Origin of the sequence: Paraperibacillus esterisolvens, from assembly GCF_046237625.1 — a bacterium.
Lineage (GTDB): Bacteria > Bacillota > Bacilli > Bacillales > DSM-1321 > Paraperibacillus > Paraperibacillus esterisolvens.
Window position 1 is genome coordinate 1790004 of record NZ_CP143545.1, and the last position, 18592, is coordinate 1808595.

Sequence of the window (18592 nt, forward strand, 5' to 3'; positions counted from 1 at the left end):
AGTGAAAATATTTAATTGAAGCTGCAGATGTAGATGAAATTCAGTATGCAAGGTCACAGTATTAAGCGAATATCTGTGTGCAGGGATATCGACACTGTTGAAAAAATTTACTTGTCATGTAATAAAGTTTAATAAGGATTTAGAGAATCAATATAGGAATGAGGAAGTAGAATGAGTCAAACGGAAGTTAGAAGAGGACTGCGTATTAGGTGTGATGAGGGTCTAGAGCCGGAAATAAGGAGAGCTTGCTTAGAGTTTGCGAGCTGGCTGCGGAATGAGTTTGAATTCCCTATTCGGGTTGTTGTGTATATTAAAAAGGATGACCAAATAAAGAATACGACTACTAAGGAATTAGTGTCCGGAACATTTTTTGCACCGTTTGATAAAAAAGGTGAGCCGTACATCCGGGTAGCTGCTGGTGATTATAACAGAGTGCTTAAGGCAGCAGGAAGAGATGAAGCTCTCGCTGTAATTCTTGGCACGATAGCCCACGAGTTAGGGCATTATTACCAGTGGGTGGATGGCAAAGATCTTAATGAAGAGGGAGCAGAAAACAATAGCGAATATTTACTTGATTTATACTCTCAAACTAGAGACCATCCATAAGAATTGGTAGTGAACAAAGGGAGTTAGCGGAACAGTAACGCTATTTATAAGTTAAACTTATGATAACCAATGATTAATTCCGAATTCTCTTATGATTATTCGTGGAGTAAAATCAGCCATATAACGTATTCCAAAAGAATGAGGGATGTTAAGTGGGCATTGATTTTCATAATGAGAAAAATCGCAGGACATATGCAACTCGAAACGCAGATCATTCGTGGATTGAAGTAATAAAGGAACTTGTACCCATCCAGAATATTTGGAAGGCAGTGGATATTGGATGTGGTGGAGGAATTTACTCTAAGGCTCTATCCAATATGGGAGTAGACTCTGTTACTGGCATCGATTTTTCCGAAACCATACTTGATGGTGCCAGAGAAAACTGCAGGGAGTTTAAGAACATATCTTTTAAACAAGGAAATGCTTTGCAAACAGGCTTAGAAGGCAGCCATTATGATTTGGTGCTTGAAAGAGCATTGATTCATCATATAGATGATTTACAGAAGTGCTTTACCGAGGCATTCAGATTATTGAAGGATAGCGGATATTATATGGTTCAGGACCGCACGCCTGAAGACTGCCTGCTAAAAGGGAGTGAAAGCCATATAAGGGGATATTTCTTCGAACTTTTCCCAAAATTAATAAAAAAAGAAACCAACCGCAGATATGGCAGCCAATATGTTATCGAGACACTTAAGCAAGCAGGGTTTAGAGAAATTCAGGAAATAAAATTATGGGAAACCAGAAAAGTATATGATATCAAAGAGCATCTGCTCAAGGACCTTAGCAGCAGAACAGGAAGAAGTGTTTTACACGATTTAGACGATAAAGAATTACAGTTATTAATAAATCATATAGATAAGAGCATTTCAGCTTCTTCTGACATTGTCGAAAAAGACAGGTGGACCATATGGAAGGCTGTTAAATAGGGAGTAAGCGCCCAAAATCCCCCTGTCCATAGGAGCAGGGGGTGACTCATTATTTCAGTCTCGTCACAAGCTTAGCCGCCAGGATGGTCATGAAGATCGCATTGCTCACAAAGCCCAGCAGCATCTCACTGGCGGCAAAAGCCTTCGATATCGGGCCGACGGCCGTGATATCCCCATAGCCGGTGGTCGTAAAGGTCGTGATGCTGAAGTAGAGAAAATCATCTCCATTTAGGCTCCGTCCCGTGAAGGCACGGCCGTCCCTCATATAGACCTGAAGATAAAGATTGGCATACACCAGTATGATCATGCCCAGCAGCAGGACGCAGCCGAAGCAGAGCCTTGCGAGGGAAAACTTCGCTGCGGGAATCAGAGCGATAAAACGATAAAGAAGGTATATACCGTATACTAGCAGGAATAAAAGAAAAGTTAACATAACATAATTCCATTCTTCTTTATCCCGTAGAAAAACAGGATTCACTACAAGCAGGGCTGCGAGGAAGATGTTTAAGACAAGGTAGAGAACCAGGTTTTTCTTAGTGAATTCTTTTTTAGCTGGATTCATGGATTGTGCTCCGGTTAGTTTTATTACCAGGATGGGCAAATGCGCGGGGAAGCATACAGAAAAAAAGGAAGCCTTCGCAAGGCCTCCTGAAAAAATTCCTAATTACTTTATGAGGTGACTCTTTTTTTCCTCTTCATGGCTGGTCAAAAAGCTAAAGTAACCCAGTCCCCCCAGAACTAGGCCAAAGGCAAACAGGATACTGCCGCAGGCAATAAAACTATTGATATAACTTTCCATCACAATCTGATATTGCTGAGGGTCGGATCCTCCTTGTTCGTCCAGCCAGCTTAAGGCCAGCGAATTCCCAAAGGATACACTGTAAAACAACAGGATGAGCCCGGCGCCAGTACATATTACGCTGATCCATATCAGCAACTCAAAAGACTTTTTCATTCTGCACCTCATAAAATTTCGGATGTTATAGATATTCGGTAAACAAGCGGAATTTCCTTTAATTGGGTTAAAAACATTCATCAAGGAAGTTGGCAAATCTACTTTTCTTACATTTTCTTCCGTAAGCTTGTTGTATAATAGAGAATATTATGTCGATGCAATCTGATGGGGAGACTTACCTATGATCAAACCAAAGCAGTTGAGGGAAGGTCTTTCAGTATGCTGAAGGTTTCCAGCGTGTTTGATAAAATCAGCGGGCTGATTGTTGGAAAACATGAGCATTTTAATGACCTGAACGCTCCATTCACTTTAGATGAGCTGCTGCTTGAGGTGATAGGGAATCGAGACCTTCCGATACTAACCAATGTGGATATCGGACACACCTTCCCATTTCATGTGTTCCCAATCGGAATTCATGCTTCAATGGATGCAGATCAGGGCGAGATTACATTTTTAGAAGATGGAGTTTTATAGAAAAGCGGGGAGAAATCATGATTAGATTAGCAGCAATGAATGCAGAGGACTTTCAAAAATATCTTACATATGCCATTGAACAGTATGCAAACGAACATGTTAAGTCAGGTAACTGGAAAGAGGAAGAAGCGTACGGCAAGGCAGCGCAGGAATATGATGTGCTCTTGCCAGACGGAGAAAAGACCGCGAATCATCATCTGTTCACCGTTCGGGACGGGGAGCAGGATGCCGGAATGATCTGGCTCGCCGAAAAGTCGGAGAACAGAGGATTTATCTTTGATATAAACATCTGGGAAGAATATCAGGGCCGCGGGTATGGAAAGAAAGCGATGGAAGAGATCGAAATCAAGGCAAAGGAACTGGGGCTGAAAAGCATAGCCCTGCACGTATTCGGCCATAATGGGAAAGCCCGAGAGTTATACGAAAAGCTTGGGTATATCATAACGAATATAAATATGAAAAAGGAACTCTAAAACTTCACGACTACTCCATGGAAAGGGTACACCAACTATGCCAGTCATCACCTATGAAATATATATCGATGCACCCATCACTGTCTGTTTTGATCTTGCGAGAGATATCGACGTCCATATGGAAACTACCAGCAAGACAAATGAAAAAGCCATTGCCGGCGTTACGACAGGAAAGGTGGAAAAGGGCGATACCGTTACCTGGTCAGCCACCCATCTGGGAGTAAGACAGCGATTAACAGCGAAGATCACAGAAATGGAAAAGCCGTATCGATTCACGGATGAGATGGTGAAGGGGGCTTTTCATTCTTTTGTGCATACTCATGAATTTATGGAGAGCGGCTCCGGAACACTTATGCGGGATGTTTTTGCTTATAAGTCTCCTCTAGGGATCCTGGGAAATTTGGCTGATTTCTTATTTCTGAAAAAGTATATGACCCATTTTATTGTGACCCGCGCTAAAGAGTTGAAGAGGATTGCCGAAAAAGACTAAGGGATCAAAGTGCTCCATTTACCCACAGTTCATGTAGAGAGGGAAGTAAAGAATTGAAGTATTTCCTAGTATTTTTTCTAATATTACTTAGTCTAAGCGCATGTGGACAGAAAGAAATGGTCTTTGGAGACGAGTCTGAAAAGCGGCCTGCAGCTGAGGATTATATGGATTATGTCTACAGCGATGATGAAATCCTGATTTATTTACAGGTATTAAAAGACACCGGTGCAAAGTTAGATGGTTATAGCACAGTTTATGAAGTTACCAAAGATGAAGAGGGAAGATATGTTCACTCTACGTCTGCAGGCACCGTGATGGGTGAGAAAAAAGATGGGAAACTGAGCTTTAATACCGGGGATTATGAAGAGGACTTTAAGGGAGTAGAAAAAAACAACCAATGGGTAATGACTTTCAATAACAAAACATACAAATTTAAAAAAGTAACAGTGGAAGAGGGAAAAAAAGTCCTGGATGGTTTCGAAAAGAAATTAGCAGAAAAGAATAAAAAACAATAGTGTAGTTAAAAGTCAACAGCGTATGTTGGCTTTTCTTGTTCAGCATTCGGCCACCCTGTCTATTCCTATTGGGAAAGGAAAGGGTTTAATAATTTTAAAAAATTTCTATTGAAGGAGTTTATTTCATGCAAAAGGTTAGATACTTAATTGAAACAAAGAAACCTGGTGTTGATGAATCGGATCTAAAGCTGGCAGAGGAAAAGTTGGGAGCAATTTTTCCAGAACAGTACAAAGAGCTTTTTAAGTTAGTCAATAATCCTGAAATCGGTGAATGGATTCTCTATCCTATTCTAAGCCAAAAAAATGTAAAGAACACCTGGGATGATATTGTTAGACAAAATAAGGAAGTAAGAGATGAAAGAATGCCTGAAAACCTAATTGTAATTGGTGATGATGGGTCTGGGGATAAATTGTGTTTTAAAAACATACAGGGAAAAATGGCCGATATCCTTTATCTGTGGGATCACGAAACGGAAGAATTAGAGGAATATGCACCTAGTTTAGAGGAGTTTATTATTTTAATTACTGAAGAAGATAAGGACATTGATGAAGAGTAGAAATCATGTAATAAATACGGGTAGCGAAACAATTTGCTGTCTTATATTTATGAAGATTCAACGATAATTCCATTTTAAAGCAGGGTATAGGCACACGTCTCCTTTTTTGGGGGCGTGTTTTTAGTTTTTTGACTGGACTTAGGAGTTAACAGCGGTTGGTTTTATAAAGAGCTTAGTAATTATGGTTATGAATAGAGAAAAGAATACGATATTAATAGTATAATTTGAATATTAGTAACTCGATTGGTTTTCCAAAAAAGCCTTGACCACTAGATAACTAAAAAACTAAATAATACAGTCGGTGATAAACGTAATACCTAAAACTAATTTCATAAAGGCAGTTAATATGATAATAAGGAGAAATGCAGCCATGTCCCATGTAACCCGCATTATTCAAGAACGAATGAGTCAAGCTGGCCAAAAAGTATCTATCCCCCTAATCAGAAACGGAAAATCCATGGAAGTTGAAATGACAGAGGAGGGCATCTATGTTTCCAACCTGCATACTTCCCCGTTTCTACCCTGGGATTGTTTTGAGCTGGCTGTGGAGCTTTTAAGAGCTAAAGGCGGTGAAGCAATAAAAGGGGATGCCATGAGCGGTAAGCTTGGGGATTCCAAACTCCCGATTGATTCAGTAGAAGGGTTCATAGCATACAAGCTATATGACAAGAAAATAGGTGATTCCGTGTTCAGACGGATCACTCCTGTTGCTGCTATATTAATCTGGGCAGGGATATGTGAGAATGCTGGAAAAAGGCTGGTTGTGAAAGAAAACTTTTTGGTCTGATGGATGATGAAAAATTTACTATTGAGGTGAAGGATATGGATTTATTAAAGGATTTATTAAGAAATAAAGAGTATCTGAAACCGCTTTTTGCAGGAGATAGTGTTAAAAGGCTGGCTGGACTGGAAGCATTGCTCAGCCGAACCCGTCCAGAATCAAATACAGACGGTAAAAGCAGAAAGTATCTTCAACAGGCTGATAAGGATGAAACCTTAATAACCCTTCTTGCTCTCTCCACACTTCAGAAAATAGGTGCTTCGGCTTGGGAGGATTTGATGGGTAATGCATTCCCTGGAAAAGAGAGGGAACCAATCGTCAATCATTGCTTGAAATTAGAAAAAGCAATCAAACCCTCAAGGGAAATTCTTGATCTGTTACAATCAAAAGCTCAAACAAACCCAGTCAAATATATAAGGGAAGATATTAAAGGGAATAAGCCTGTAGAAGGAAAGACCACATTTGACGCCGTACTTAAACTGAATGGAGCTGCAAAAGTTTTTATTGAGTGCAAATTTACATCGGATATCTCCTGTCAAACTACTTATGTGACAACGCGCAATCAATTGGCGAGATGCATTGAAGTAGGATTGGCAGATGTTAAGTATGATCTGAACCAGTTCTATTTCTTGCTTATCACACCGGAAATATATAAAAAGCCTCCTGGAAGCCGCCTGTATTATTATAAAATGAAGGAATACATGAATGACCCAGAAGCTTTATTAAACGATATAGGTACAATAAATAAAAGAGTCCCACATTCATATGAGAAAAAATGGTTACAGGAATTAAGCAGCAGGATTGGCTGGATTACATGGGAAGAGTGTTTAAGAATCATAGAGAAGTCAAAAAACAACTACCAGAGTATGACTTGATTGAAAATTTCTTTAGAGAAAGAAAATTATCACAACTTTAATTGCTTTTATTATAGAAGGAGGCACACATGCCAATATACAAAAAACTAGTCAGAGATCTAATTCCACAGGTAATCAAAAATACAGGTGCAAAGTTCTCCACAAAAGTACTTGATAATGAAGAATATAAAAAAGAACTCAAGAAAAAAAGCTTTGAAGAGCTGGAAGAGTACATAGCAGCTCCTACAGATGAAGAAGCTCTCGAGGAGCTTGCAGATCTGCTGGAAATTATCCATGCGCTTGCAGCCATACACGGCGGATCAATTGAAGAAGTAGAAAAAATAAGAAAAGAGAAGACGGTCAAGCGCGGCGGTTTTAAAGAGAAGATATTTCTGATCGAGGTTGAAGATGAGTAACATACAGCTAATCACCGAGAAGCTTGGCGTTCATATTTTAAGAGAAATTGAAGAATCTTCTTCTATCTGCATCATGACTTCATTCACGATGAAATCTGGTGTCAGGTATATAAAAGAAGCGATAGAGTCTGCTGCAGATAGAAATGCAGAGATCAAGATCTGTACGGGTGACTATTTATATATCACACAGCCTGAAGCATTGGAGGAGCTGCTGAAGATCGGCAAGAATCTGGAAATCCGGTTCTGGAGAAGCAATGGAAGCTCTTTTCACCCAAAGGCTTATCTATTTGATAAGGGGGACCGGGAGAGCATCTATGTTGGCTCCTCCAACCTGTCCCGGTCAGCTCTGGAGTATGGTGTGGAATGGAACTTGTCTGTTAGTGATGAAAGAGAAGTGTTCGATACAGCGCTGGATCAATTTTTAAAGACTTTTTATGCGGATGAAACTGTGCCATTGAACGAGGAGACGCTAGAGGAATACCGGGCCAGTTATGAAGCCTTTCATCAGAAAAATAAGCATCTGGAACAGAAGTGGTCAGAGCTGGATGAGATTGAGTTAATGCTTCAAAAGGAAAGTGATGAGAAAGAGGAGCAGGCAGACCGGATTGTAGATCCTCCTGCCGTTTATGGAGAAATTCACCCCCGCTTTGCCCAGCTGGAAGCACTCGAGCAGCTGCAAAACACACTAGAGGAAGAGTACAGCAAGGCATTGGTTGTTATGGCAACTGGGTTGGGGAAGACCTATCTGGCCGGTTTTTTTGCAAGGAAATTCACACGAGTACTATTTATTGCCCATCGGGAGGAAATCCTTTTTCAGGCTAGAGAATCATTTAAAAGGATTATGCCGGAGAGAACCTATGGAATTTATAACGGCACAGTAAAAGAAGGACAAGCAAATGTTATTTTTGCTTCTATCTATACACTGGGCATGCAGCGGCATATCAAGCAATTCCCAAGGGACCATTTTGATTTGATCGTTATCGATGAATTCCACCATGCGGCCGCAAATACATACAAAAGAGTTCTGGACTACTTCCAGCCCCAGTTTCTACTGGGGATCACAGCGACTCCTGACCGGAATGACAACAAGGATGTATACGCGATCTGTGATGGAAATGTCGCTTACCGCCTCGATTTCCTGGATGCCATCCAGCGGAACTGGCTTTCGCCTTTTAAATACTATGGCGTTTATGATGATACAGATTACAGCCAGCTTACCTGGCTGGGTAACCGGTATGACGAACAAGAGCTGCTTCAGGTTCAGCTGCGGGATGAAATGGCACAAAAAATTTTAAGAGCCTGGGAAGATAAGAAACAGACCCGTACTATCGGCTTCTGCTCATCTATCAGACAGGCAGACTTCTTATCCCGTTATTTCAATCTAAGGGGATATAAAACGGTCAGCCTTCACTCTAAGCAGGTGACTGCGGGACGGAAGGAATCCATACAAAAGCTTGCACAAGGGGAAATAGATATCATCTTTACCGTGGATCTATTCAATGAAGGGGTGGATATTCCATCCGTTGATACCCTTTTATTCGTCAGGCCGACAGAATCACTCACTGTATTCACCCAGCAAATCGGACGCGGCCTGAGACTTGCTGACGGTAAGGAATACTGCATAATCGTAGATCTGATAGGAAACTACCGGAACGCAGATATAAAGCTGGGTTTATTCAATACCGAAACAGAACCAAAGAGAAAAGCCAAAACCTTGCAGGCGATCGTTCCGGAACTATGCGAAATAGATCTTGATGTGAAGGTTATCAATTTATTAGAAGAAATGAACAGGAAAAGACAGCCGCGAAAAGAAAAGCTGTATTCCGATTACTTCAAAGTAAAACAGGAGCTTGGCAGACGTCCGAGTTATGTGGAGCTTCATCTATTGGGAGAGTCTGACTCAAAACAGTATGCCACTGAATTTGACTCTTATTATGGATTTCTAGATTGGGCTGGAGAACTAACCGCTTTAGAATCAGAGATGTATAACCGATATAACACATGGCTGAAAGATGTAGAGAAAACAAATATGAGCAAAAGCTACAAAATGGTATTGCTGCTTGCGATGCTCGTTCGGGGGCCACAACACTGGTTCAAGCCCATTACACCAGAAGAAGCCGCTCCATTCTTTCATAACTACCTGACAGAGGCAGAATACCGCAAGCAGAAGGACTTCTCTGATAAAGGCACTATGAAATTGTGGGAGTATGATCAAAAGGGTGTTAGCAGTTTAATAGCAAGAATGCCGATGAGTAAATGGAGTGGAAATGCAACGAGCTTAACCGTTTTACAGGGGAATAAATTCGGTCTTAGGTTTGATGTTCTTCCTGGGGACAGAGAGATCCTTCATGAGATGACCAGGGAGATTTGTGAGTATAGGCTGCATTACTATTTTGCGAGACAGGCAGATACTAAGGATACCTAATAATAGGAGACAACACGATGCAAGTTGAAGAAAAACTAATTGTTAACTCTGACAAGGGCAATCTACTTCGTGAGCTGGTAAGCTCACTCCAAACCTGTGAACGGTTTTATTTTAGTGTGGCGTTCATAAATTTTAGTGGGTTACAGCTATTACTAGATCCATTAAGGGAAGCTGGAGAAAGAGGAATAAAGGGAAAGATCATTACCTCTACATATTTGAATTTTACAGAAACGAAAGCTTTAGAGAAGCTGAAGGAATTTAGCAATGTGGATCTTAAGGTCTTTGTGGCAGATAAAGAAATTGGGTTTCACACTAAAGCCTATATTTTCGAGTACAAAGACTTTTACAAAGTCATCATTGGTTCTTCAAATATCACTCAGAGTGCTTTGAAAAGTAATATAGAGTGGAATGTCGAAATCATCTCCAAGCATCATTCAAACTTTATTACTGAAGTGCTTAAGGAATATGAAACTCTTTGGCATAGTAGTGTAGTGGCCGATGAAGACTTTCTTCTAAAGTATGAAGAGTTCTTGAAGAGTATCAAGAGAATAGAAGCTACAAGCGGATTAATTTATGAGAGAGCGGAGTATATCACGCCAAACCGGATGCAGCAAAGGGCTATGGAGAATCTTAGTCGTGTTAGACAGATTGGCGAAAAGAAGGCTCTTGTAATAGCAGCAACAGGTACAGGGAAAACCTATATGTCTGCCTTTGATGTACGAAGCTTTCAACCAAAAAGGCTGCTTTTTATCGTTCATCGAGAAGAAATATTAAAAAAGGCAAAAGAAACCTTTGAAAAACTACTTCCCAATAAAAATATAACGTTCGTTGTTTACAGGGAATGAAAAGAATTCAGGTGCCGATTATGTATTTGCCACCATACAAACGCTGTCTCGATATTACCATGAGTTTAGTAGAGAACATTTTGATTACCTGATCATTGATGAAGCCCACCATGCTACAAGTCCCTCTTATGAAAGCATTTTAGACTACTTTAAGTCGGACTTTCTCCTTGGAATGACGGCAACTCCTGAACGATCTGATTCAGGAAACGTATTTGATCTCTTTGATAATAATGTAGCCTTAGAAGTACGTCTTCATGAAGCTCTAGAGGATGATCTTGTTATTCCGTTCCATTATTTTGGAGTTACAGATGTTGAAAGCATTGATTTAAGTGATGTACAAATTGAAGACATTGCAGAAATTACTAAACGACTCAATGTGAATGAACGGGTCGACTTAATTATCGAGAAAATGAACTTCTATGGTCATGACGGAGAAAAGAGAAAATGCTTAGGCTTTTGTGTGAGTAAAAAGCATGCAGAATATATGGCAGACGAATTCAACAAGAGAGGGTACAACAGTATTCATTTAACTGGTGATGATTCTGTAGAAAAGCGAGCTGAATATATACAGCGATTAGAGGATGACCAAGATGAACTCCAGTTTATCTTTACGGTCGATATTTTTAATGAAGGAGTAGATATTCCTTCTGTTAATTCAGTCCTAATGCTGCGGCCAACAGAATCACCCATCATTTTCATTCAGCAGCTAGGTCGTGGCTTACGAAAGCATGCGAGTAAAACCTTCTTAACGGTTTTAGACTTTATCGGAAATCACAACAAAACCTTCCTAATAGCTATCGCACTTAATGGCAATCGCTATTATGACAAAGAAAGCCTAAAGGTTGCGATTGCTACAGGATTTTCCGCTATCCCAGGCTGCACACATATACAAATGGATAAAATCTCGCAAGAACGAATTCTAGCTCAAATTGATGGAGAGAATTTTAATTCACTTAAGTACTTAAAGGAAGAGTACTTTGAATTTAAAAAATTAAATTCTGGACGCATTCCTTTGTACTTAATGGATTATTTGAAATACGATGGGGCTCCTGATCCAATAAAATTTATTAACAGAGATAAAACCTATCTACAATTTGTGGCTAAAGTAGAGAAGGATGAGTTGCTAAGTGAGCTCCTAATTCATGGGAACTTTGTAGGGGCTCTAAAGGAATTATCAAGCAAGCTTCCATTAAAAAGAATTTATGAATTTGTCATTATTAAATACCTACTGAATCATGAACATATTACCCTCGATAAAGCGATCTATGAGGTGCTTAAAGTGATAAAGGATGTTGATGAAGACAGTATACGTCACGCTATGGAATGCTTGAATCAAAATTATTATGATTCAGGACAATTAAAAAGCAGACTTAAACTATTTGAGCTAAAAGGAGAGCAGCTAACAAAAACCAGGGCATTTACGGAGGTATTGGAGGAAGAGCGTTTTAGAGTATACATTGAGGACCTTGTAAATTACGCGATGTTTAGATATGAAAAAGAATTTAAACAAGAGTATTATGGAGTCCCTCACTTAAAGCTATATGAGCAGTATCAAATGGTAGACGCAGCACTTCTTTCTAACTATCGAAAAATGCACAGTGCATTTAGAGGTTCTGGCCTGATCACTCATGGTAACGATTATTTCTTATACATTGATCTTCATAAAGAAGCAGACATCAAAGAAAGCATAAACTACCATGACGAATTTAAAAGCCAAAGCATTTTCCAATGGCAAACTCCAAATGCAGTCTCCCAACAAACAGATAGAGGCAAAAATATTATCTTTAACAAAGATAGAGGAATCCATCTCCACCTGTTTGTAAGGAAATATAAAAAAATTGATGGGGAAATTGAGCCGTATATTTATATTGGTAAAGGAAATACCATCGAGTATGCTGGAGAAAAACCAATAACCGTGCAGTTTCAATTAGAACATGAAGTGCCAATTAATTTATATAATGAATTCACAAAAAAAGTATAGACTTCTCATTTGAGAAGTCTATTGTCTAATCTTCATTCATTAATTGTTCGACTGCAGGGATATCAGCAGGTGCCCATTTAAGTGAGCTGAGGTTTTCTTTATTGAGCCAGATTAGTTTGGAGTGCTCACTGGGTTGCGGCTCCCCGCTGCCAACCTTACACTTAATTGATATTAGATTAATGATAAAGGTTTCGTATTCGTGTGTGTTTTCGTTGAAAAGTTCTAGGTCTGTTATTTGGCAACCTAGTTCTTCGTTAATTTCTCTTTTGAGAGCTGAGTAGATATCTTCGTTTGATTCGACTTTGCCGCCTGGGAACTCCCACATGTTTGGGATGGTCATTTGGGGGGATCTTAGGGCGCATAGTATTTCATTTTGTTCGTTTTGAAGGATTGCTGCTACTACTTTAACTATTTTTTTCATTTAATAGCTTCCTTTAAATGTTTTTTAATTTTATTATACATATTATAAAGGGAAATGTAGATTAATGTCGAATTAATACTCAATGCGTCTAAGTAAAAAATCCTGATATAAAAAATCCAATTTTAATATTGGTAGTTAGATTTATTAACTCACTAAGTCGTAATATTTTTGTACCGGGTAGTCATGCTTATACAAAGAGGAGAAACTAATAAAAGTGAATGTGTGGCAAATAGCAGCAGGAGATGGAGCAAGAGATTATACAGACTTATTTTTAAAATATGACGTCATGTTGATTGGACCTGGAACACCTGGACACTTTTTAAAAAATGAGCAAAAATACAACAAGAGCAGCATGACAAATCAGATCAGGAGCTTTTGTAAAAATCCTAAACCAGGGGATATTGTTCTTTTACGCTATGGTCATGAGATAAGAGCGGTCGGCTTAATACCAGATATTCCTGAACATCAATATATGTGGGTTGAATGCTTTGATGATGTGTTAGGGTGGGATCTTCAGCATACACGTAGAGTCCTCTGGTATACGCAACCCGTACCAATTATTCAGCGAGGTAAACCTTTGTTTTCCAATTATAAACAGCAGCCGACGTTTACGGCAGTTCGGGAAGCGCGGGTCACAAATCTAGTATCTCAGTTAAAATTACAAATGCCAATAAGGGATCTTAAGCCACTTCCCGCTTTAAGATCGGGCACATTTAGTAACAATGAGTTGGGCATTGAGCTATTTAATGCCGGACTTCCGAATAATGCGGTAGAAGATGTATTAAATGTATTATCCCGAATTCAAAGACTTGCCAAATGGTATAGCCAGCAAGAGGGCAGCAATCGACCGTCTGAACATGAAATTGTAGCCCATATGATTGTACCGCTTATGCTAGGAATGGGCTGGTCAGAACAATTATTAGCTATTGAGTGGAAGAAAATTGATTTAGCTTTCTTTAATACTGTACCAACCGATCCAAAGAGTTGTTTCATGATCTGTGAGGCAAAACGTCCAAATCAATCACTAACTAACTTCTGCCTATGAACAGGCAGTTGGATATGTTACAACGAGGAATTTAATAAATTGCAAAACAATCATTACCACTGATGGCAAGCGGTTATTTATGTACAAACAACTGAATAATCAGTGGAAGGATGAACCGGACGGATATATAAACTTATTAAATATAAAGCACGAAAATATATTTCCCTTTAAAACATCTGGAGAAAATACATCTGAGTAAATACTTTAATTGAACTAATTCCGTGGAAGGCCATGCGGCATTAAGAAGAACAGAGTAATCAGTTAAATTGGTTACTCTGTTTTTTTGTGTTCCTCCAATGTTTTTTGCAAGCAGGTCGCCTAAAAAAACCTGCTCGTTTTTTTAAAGAAAAAGGAATCTTAACGCCTTTTTCGAATAGTTTTCTTAATTATGGAAAAAGAGAGGTAATAGAATGGAAACATTTAATGTGTTTGGTACCTTTTATGGAGAGAATGGAAATGTGTTTCGTAAGTACACATACCAGCAATTTGGAACATCACATGCTTCTATTAGTTCAACAATTATGCTAAATCCAGGGAAGGCAAGGTTGAAGTCTTCGCCTTTAGTTTTTGATCAAAATGAAAAACAGGGGAAGTAATACCTGATAAAACGATGCTAGGCTGGCGGTAATCTTATATGAGGTTAGAGAGCAGCCGCTTGATGGACGCTTACATATCTATAATTTGTTTCCATTACAGAATACTTCCTCTAAAGAAGCAGTGAGGCAGAAAGAATGAGGCAGAAAGAAAGTATAATAAAGGTATATGAGTTGAATAAAAGCATTATTTCATTATTCGAACAGGAAAATCATCCATGGATATTGCTTGCATGGAGTACCGAATCGGCAAAGGATCTTCAACAATTAAAGAAGCAGTGGCTTTCAGCTATTAATAAGACAGGGATGAAAGTGTATGGGTTACAGACTAAGAACGAATCCATGTATTATTACCCATACCCGCGAAGGCACGCTTTTAAGGAACGGTATTATAAAGAGATTGTGAAGCAAATAAAAGGTTAAGAAGGAAGGCTGGTTGTTGAATGTTGTTTTGAAATAAGCCCAACAAGGTGTAGATGAGTTTGTTTAGCGGTAATGATATTTTTATTTATAAAAGCAACCAACAGGCACAGCGAACTTTATTACTCAAAAAAATAATAGTGACATAAACAAGGCTCAGCTTAATAAGGCTATGAACATCCTAACTTTCAATAATAGATGAAGTCATGCCGGAAACAGCGTAAATAATAAGAATTTATTAGAATATGAAGCAGCTTCCTTAACTTTGTAGAGAAATAAGAGGATATTTGACTTTCCAAGTCGAATGAACAACTAGGAGATGTGCTGCCGTACTGCAAAAATCCAGAGGCGACTCTGTTGTTACTTCTTTAGATTATCAGAATGATAAAACATGATAAATGGGAGGTAAGGATATGAAAAAGATTATTAATGACCCTAATGCTGTGGTAGAAGAGATGATTAAAGGAATGGTTGCTGCACACGGAGACCAGCTTAAGCAGGTTCCGAATTCAACAGTGTTGGCAAGGAAAGAGTCTCCGTTACAGGGAAAAGTCGGCTTAGTGAGCGGAGGCGGCAGTGGCCATGAACCGTCTCATGCAGGCTTTGTCGGAAAAGGAATGCTGGATGCCGCTGTGTGTGGTTCCGTTTTTACTTCGCCGACACCCGACCAGGTTTTAGAAGGAATAAAAGCTGTTGACGGCGGTTCTGGTGTCCTGTTGATCATTAAAAACTATACAGGTGATGTCATGAACTTTGAAATGGCTGCAGAGCTGGCTGAAATGGAAGGGCTTATGGTTGAAAAAGTAGTTGTCAACGACGATGTTGCCGTTGAAGACAGTACGTATACGACTGGACGGCGCGGCATTGCGGGAACGGTATTTGTACATAAGATTGCAGGGGCGAAAGCAGAAACAGGGGCATCGCTTACAGAGGTAAAGGCGGCCGCGGAAAAGACTATTGCCAGCGTGCGTTCCATGGGCATGGCTTTGACACCATGTACGATTCCTGCTGCAGGAAAACCAGGATTTGAAATCGGTGAGAATGAAATGGAAGTCGGAATGGGGATTCATGGAGAGCCTGGTATAGCCCGCAGTGAAATTCAGACAGCGGACGAAATTGCTTCCGCACTGGTGGAAAAAATTCTTGCCGACGGTATACATATGCCAGGGGATGAAGTAGCTGTGATGATTAACGGGCTGGGCTCCACTCCTTTAATGGAACTTTATATTCTAAACGCTAAAGTCAGTGAGCTTCTTAAAGAGCGCGGGCTAACTATCTATAAAACCTTTGTAGGCGAGTTTATGACGGCTATCGACATGGCGGGCTGTTCTGTTTCGCTTTTAAAATTGGATGATGAACTTAAGAGTTTGCTTGATTCACCGTCTGAAGCATTAGGATTCCGTATTTAATCACGAGATATTAGATGAGAGGATGATGTTCATGGGATTAAAGATAGAGCACTTCGTGAAATGGCTTGAGAGAACAAACGCCAGGATACAGGAAAATAAAACCTATCTTACCGACCTCGACCAGGCTGTCGGAGATGGAGATCATGGCATCAACATGAGCCGGGGATTTGATGAAGCGGTGAAAAAAATAAAGGCCGCTGACTACGGTACTCCTTCTGATCTCATAAAGGATTGGGCTATGACATTATTATCTAAGGTAGGCGGCGCCTCAGGTCCCTTATATGGGACAGCACTGCTCAAGATGTCTGTATCCGTGAAGGATAAAGAAGAAGTGGACTATGATTCACTTTCTGCTGCCGTTTTCGAAGGCCTGAATGGAATAATCCAGAGAGGCAAGGCCGAGGAGAATCAAAAAACGATGGTCGATGTCTGGGGTCCCATTGCATCATTCCTAAAAGAGAGTTCTTCGTTCGACGTGAAGAATTTTAAAGAAACAGCAAAACAGGCCATGGAAAAAACAAAGGATATGAAAGCCATAAAGGGCCGGGCTGCTTATCTGGGTGAACGCTCAATCGGCCATCTTGACCCAGGTTCTGTATCAAGTTATTTCCTGTTCAGCTCTTTGGCAGAGGTGATTGAAGAAGAAGGTGTGGTTTTATGAGCACGGTAGGGGTTGTGTTTATTTCGCATAGTGAAAAAATCGCTGAAGGATTAAAAGATTTAGTTTCTCAGGTCGTACAGACTGTTCCAATTGAAGCAGCTGGAGGTACCGATGATGGCGAAATCGGAACAAGCCTGGAAAAAATCCAGAAGGCGATTGAAAACGTATACTCTGATTCAGGGGTCATCCTTCTATTCGATTTAGGAAGCTCAGTGATGAATGCGGAACTGGCGATTGAATTATCAGGGCTGGAGCATGTAAAAATCGCGGATGCTCCATTGGTTGAAGGCGGCTATGTCGCTGCTGTAGAAGCGGGGATGGGCAGAACTTTGGATGAAGTGGTTAAGGCAGCGGAGGAAGTCCGGATGAAACCAAAGCGCACCTGACGTTTTAAATTAAATTATTTCTATAAATAACACATTAAAAATAATTGATGAGGCCGAGTGCCACACATGTGAATGAAAGATCAAGTGGCCCTGGCTGAATAAATTCAATTCCGCTTCATATGAAAACATTAGCTGTGGTTTTGCCAGGGTAAGAGATTTTTGAATACAATCATTTATGATGGATAGATGCATGAGCATCTATCTTTTTTGTTCGCCCAGCATGGGCGAACTCAAACGGGTGAAAAGTCCCGAGTACGATTTTAAGCAGCGGTAAGTACATAGCCCAAAGCAAGGTTTCCACGGCGACTTGGAACCTGAAGGAAGCTCGAGGGAAACCTAAATTGCCCCTGTTGGGTATGCCCTTTCTGCTAACTGGAAACAATAACTTGGCATTCTAATTCGAATGGAGGAATTTAACATGGGCAAAACAATTTTCATTACAGGTGCAGGCACGGGGCTTGGAAGAGGCGCAGCAATTGGTCTTGCCAAAAAAGGGCATCGTGTGATTGCGGCTACAGAGCTGACTTCTCAAAAAACAGACCTTCTGCGGGAAGCAAAGGATCTGGAACTGGCTATTGAAGTGATTAAAATCGATATTACGAACCCTTTGGATCTGGCACAGATTGAGAAGTATGATTTTGACGTATTTGTTGCAAATGCTGCCATTAATGAGCGAGGGCCGCTCGGTGAGGTACCGATGGACCGGTTTCGGGCACTTTTTGAGGTGAATGTTTTCGGGACCTTGGAAACAGTACAGATAGCTGCAAGGAAGATGGTTGAAAAGGGAACCGGAAAAATCGTTTTCATGAGTTCAATTTCTGGAATTTTGGCATCTCCGTATGGCGGTCCATATGCTGCAACAAAGCACGCGATTGAAGCAATTGCCCATACCCTGCAGTTGGAACTTCAAGGATTCGGAGTCAAAGTTGCCACCATTAACCCTGGTGACTTCAAGACAGGCTTTAATGATCGCGCTGCAGAAGAGCTATGGAAATGGTACGATGAAGAGAAAAACTTCACGAGGAAAGAGGATATAAAAAAGGCGGAAGAAGGGTTAAAGAACCAGTTTGACCCAGAAGATATGATTGCAAAAATGGTAGAAATCATACCAGCTGACCATCATAAATTCCGAACTGCCTATCCTCAGCAAACGGAGAAGGATATGAAGCAAGAAGAACAAAAGTGGTGGGAGATGGACATATAGACGCTTGTTCCAGTTCTTTTAACCTGTGGTATGGGACTGTTGATAAAAAGGGAAAAGAGAGACGGCTCTTTTCCCTTTTTGTATTTCTTTTAGAGGAAATACATCGTTTGTCTTATGTGGGTTTTACCATTACTTTAATCATCTATTTGAGG

Annotated in this window: 23 protein-coding genes; 20 read left to right on the forward strand and 3 right to left on the reverse strand. The window is 40.2% G+C overall.

Going from position 1 to position 18592, the window contains the following annotated elements:
• The first annotated feature begins 171 nt into the window (after positions 1-171).
• Complete coding sequence (locus V1501_RS08985) at positions 172-606, forward strand: hypothetical protein (RefSeq protein ID WP_409292707.1); 435 nt, start codon at positions 172-174, stop codon at positions 604-606.
• A 152-nt stretch (positions 607-758) separates the two neighbouring features.
• The gene (locus V1501_RS08990; RefSeq protein ID WP_409292709.1) at positions 759-1535 is read left to right on the forward strand and encodes a class I SAM-dependent methyltransferase; all 777 of its coding nucleotides are present in this window, start codon (positions 759-761) and stop codon (positions 1533-1535) included.
• 49 nt (positions 1536-1584) lie between these two features.
• Here V1501_RS08990 and V1501_RS08995 read toward each other — a convergent pair whose 3' ends face one another.
• Complete coding sequence (locus V1501_RS08995; RefSeq protein WP_409292710.1) at positions 1585-2097, reverse strand: potassium channel family protein; 513 nt, start codon at positions 2095-2097, stop codon at positions 1585-1587.
• Between the two features lie 102 nt (positions 2098-2199).
• Entirely contained in the window at positions 2200-2490 is a 291-nt protein-coding gene (locus V1501_RS09000) for a hypothetical protein (protein ID WP_409292711.1), read from the reverse strand.
• 219 nt (positions 2491-2709) lie between these two features.
• Here V1501_RS09000 and V1501_RS09005 point away from each other — a divergent pair, with 219 nt between their 5' ends.
• From V1501_RS09005 to V1501_RS09055, 11 genes are all read left to right on the forward strand, one after another.
• A complete protein-coding gene (locus tag V1501_RS09005) occupies positions 2710-2964 on the forward strand; it encodes a hypothetical protein (protein ID WP_409292713.1) in 255 nt (84 codons plus the stop codon).
• Between the two features lie 17 nt (positions 2965-2981).
• On the forward strand, positions 2982-3437 hold the full coding sequence (locus tag V1501_RS09010) for a GNAT family N-acetyltransferase (protein ID WP_409292714.1): 456 nt from the start codon (positions 2982-2984) through the stop codon (positions 3435-3437).
• 37 nt (positions 3438-3474) lie between these two features.
• A complete protein-coding gene (locus V1501_RS09015; RefSeq protein ID WP_409292715.1) occupies positions 3475-3927 on the forward strand; it encodes an SRPBCC family protein in 453 nt (150 codons plus the stop codon).
• Positions 3928-3980: 53 nt separating this feature from the next.
• On the forward strand, positions 3981-4442 hold the full coding sequence (locus V1501_RS09020) for a hypothetical protein (protein WP_409292716.1): 462 nt from the start codon (positions 3981-3983) through the stop codon (positions 4440-4442).
• Positions 4443-4567: 125 nt separating this feature from the next.
• Entirely contained in the window at positions 4568-4999 is a 432-nt protein-coding gene (locus V1501_RS09025) for an SMI1/KNR4 family protein (RefSeq protein WP_409292717.1), read from the forward strand.
• A 301-nt stretch (positions 5000-5300) separates the two neighbouring features.
• Complete coding sequence (locus V1501_RS09030) at positions 5301-5786, forward strand: hypothetical protein (RefSeq protein WP_409292718.1); 486 nt, start codon at positions 5301-5303, stop codon at positions 5784-5786.
• Positions 5786-6655 (forward strand): hypothetical protein, encoded by an 870-nt coding sequence (locus V1501_RS09035; RefSeq protein WP_409292720.1) that lies wholly within the window; start codon positions 5786-5788, stop codon positions 6653-6655. Before V1501_RS09030 ends, V1501_RS09035 begins: the two co-directional genes overlap by 1 nt.
• A 68-nt stretch (positions 6656-6723) precedes the next feature.
• Positions 6724-7050, forward strand: coding sequence for a phosphoribosyl-ATP pyrophosphohydrolase (locus tag V1501_RS09040; RefSeq protein ID WP_409292721.1), 327 nt, complete (start codon positions 6724-6726; stop codon positions 7048-7050).
• Positions 7043-9475, forward strand: a complete 2433-nt coding sequence (locus V1501_RS09045) for a DEAD/DEAH box helicase family protein (RefSeq protein ID WP_409292723.1) — start codon at positions 7043-7045, stop codon at positions 9473-9475. The genes V1501_RS09040 and V1501_RS09045 overlap by 8 nt, the downstream gene beginning before the upstream one ends.
• A 17-nt stretch (positions 9476-9492) precedes the next feature.
• Positions 9493-10320, forward strand: a complete 828-nt coding sequence (locus V1501_RS09050; protein WP_409292724.1) for a DEAD/DEAH box helicase family protein — start codon at positions 9493-9495, stop codon at positions 10318-10320.
• On the forward strand, positions 10304-12301 hold the full coding sequence (locus V1501_RS09055) for a DUF3427 domain-containing protein (RefSeq protein WP_409292726.1): 1998 nt from the start codon (positions 10304-10306) through the stop codon (positions 12299-12301). The genes V1501_RS09050 and V1501_RS09055 overlap by 17 nt, the downstream gene beginning before the upstream one ends.
• 25 nt (positions 12302-12326) lie before the next feature.
• On the opposite strand, the gene V1501_RS09060 is transcribed toward V1501_RS09055, so the two are convergent.
• A complete protein-coding gene (locus V1501_RS09060; RefSeq protein ID WP_409292727.1) occupies positions 12327-12722 on the reverse strand; it encodes a (deoxy)nucleoside triphosphate pyrophosphohydrolase in 396 nt (131 codons plus the stop codon).
• Positions 12723-12936: 214 nt separating this feature from the next.
• On the opposite strand from V1501_RS09060, the gene V1501_RS09065 reads away from it, so the two are divergent.
• From V1501_RS09065 to V1501_RS09095, 7 genes are all read left to right on the forward strand, one after another.
• Positions 12937-13767 (forward strand): hypothetical protein, encoded by an 831-nt coding sequence (locus V1501_RS09065; protein ID WP_409292728.1) that lies wholly within the window; start codon positions 12937-12939, stop codon positions 13765-13767.
• Positions 13768-14177: 410 nt separating this feature from the next.
• Positions 14178-14363, forward strand: coding sequence for a hypothetical protein (locus V1501_RS09070; protein WP_409292729.1), 186 nt, complete (start codon positions 14178-14180; stop codon positions 14361-14363).
• A gap of 135 nt (positions 14364-14498) precedes the next feature.
• Positions 14499-14783 carry a hypothetical protein gene (locus tag V1501_RS09075; RefSeq protein WP_409292731.1) on the forward strand — a complete coding sequence of 95 codons (285 nt, stop codon included), beginning with the start codon at positions 14499-14501 and terminating at the stop codon, positions 14781-14783.
• A 410-nt stretch (positions 14784-15193) separates the two neighbouring features.
• Positions 15194-16189: a dihydroxyacetone kinase subunit DhaK gene (gene dhaK, locus V1501_RS09080; RefSeq protein WP_409292733.1), complete on the forward strand. Its 996-nt coding sequence runs from the start codon at positions 15194-15196 to the stop codon at positions 16187-16189.
• A gap of 31 nt (positions 16190-16220) precedes the next feature.
• A complete protein-coding gene (gene dhaL / locus V1501_RS09085) occupies positions 16221-16850 on the forward strand; it encodes a dihydroxyacetone kinase subunit DhaL (protein WP_409292734.1) in 630 nt (209 codons plus the stop codon).
• A complete protein-coding gene (gene dhaM, locus V1501_RS09090) occupies positions 16847-17236 on the forward strand; it encodes a dihydroxyacetone kinase phosphoryl donor subunit DhaM (RefSeq protein WP_409292736.1) in 390 nt (129 codons plus the stop codon). The genes dhaL and dhaM overlap by 4 nt, the downstream gene beginning before the upstream one ends.
• Positions 17237-17654: 418 nt before the next feature.
• Positions 17655-18440, forward strand: a complete 786-nt coding sequence (locus tag V1501_RS09095) for an SDR family oxidoreductase (protein ID WP_409292737.1) — start codon at positions 17655-17657, stop codon at positions 18438-18440.
• Positions 18441-18592 lie beyond the last annotated feature (152 nt).

Excerpts from the sequence above, each read along its gene's own strand:
- V1501_RS09095 (WP_409292737.1), top strand. The coding sequence starts at position 17,655 with ATGGGCAAAACAATTTTCATTACAGGTGCAGGCACGGGGCTTGGAAGA.
- V1501_RS09015 (WP_409292715.1), top strand. The coding sequence starts at position 3,475 with ATGCCAGTCATCACCTATGAAATATATATCGATGCACCCATCACTGTC.
- dhaM (WP_409292736.1), top strand. The coding sequence starts at position 16,847 with ATGAGCACGGTAGGGGTTGTGTTTATTTCGCATAGTGAAAAAATCGCT.
- V1501_RS09025 (WP_409292717.1), top strand. The coding sequence starts at position 4,568 with ATGCAAAAGGTTAGATACTTAATTGAAACAAAGAAACCTGGTGTTGAT.
- V1501_RS09040 (WP_409292721.1), top strand. The coding sequence starts at position 6,724 with ATGCCAATATACAAAAAACTAGTCAGAGATCTAATTCCACAGGTAATC.
- V1501_RS09070 (WP_409292729.1), top strand. The coding sequence starts at position 14,178 with ATGGAAACATTTAATGTGTTTGGTACCTTTTATGGAGAGAATGGAAAT.
- dhaL (WP_409292734.1), top strand. The coding sequence starts at position 16,221 with ATGGGATTAAAGATAGAGCACTTCGTGAAATGGCTTGAGAGAACAAAC.
- V1501_RS09035 (WP_409292720.1), top strand. The coding sequence starts at position 5,786 with ATGGATGATGAAAAATTTACTATTGAGGTGAAGGATATGGATTTATTA.
- V1501_RS09010 (WP_409292714.1), top strand. The coding sequence starts at position 2,982 with ATGATTAGATTAGCAGCAATGAATGCAGAGGACTTTCAAAAATATCTT.
- V1501_RS09000 (WP_409292711.1), bottom strand. The coding sequence starts at position 2,490 with ATGAAAAAGTCTTTTGAGTTGCTGATATGGATCAGCGTAATATGTACT.
- V1501_RS09050 (WP_409292724.1), top strand. The coding sequence starts at position 9,493 with ATGCAAGTTGAAGAAAAACTAATTGTTAACTCTGACAAGGGCAATCTA.
- dhaK (WP_409292733.1), top strand. The coding sequence starts at position 15,194 with ATGAAAAAGATTATTAATGACCCTAATGCTGTGGTAGAAGAGATGATT.
- V1501_RS09060 (WP_409292727.1), bottom strand. The coding sequence starts at position 12,722 with ATGAAAAAAATAGTTAAAGTAGTAGCAGCAATCCTTCAAAACGAACAA.
- V1501_RS08985 (WP_409292707.1), top strand. The coding sequence starts at position 172 with ATGAGTCAAACGGAAGTTAGAAGAGGACTGCGTATTAGGTGTGATGAG.
- V1501_RS09075 (WP_409292731.1), top strand. The coding sequence starts at position 14,499 with ATGAGGCAGAAAGAAAGTATAATAAAGGTATATGAGTTGAATAAAAGC.
- V1501_RS09005 (WP_409292713.1), top strand. The coding sequence starts at position 2,710 with ATGCTGAAGGTTTCCAGCGTGTTTGATAAAATCAGCGGGCTGATTGTT.
- V1501_RS08995 (WP_409292710.1), bottom strand. The coding sequence starts at position 2,097 with ATGAATCCAGCTAAAAAAGAATTCACTAAGAAAAACCTGGTTCTCTAC.
- V1501_RS09045 (WP_409292723.1), top strand. The coding sequence starts at position 7,043 with ATGAGTAACATACAGCTAATCACCGAGAAGCTTGGCGTTCATATTTTA.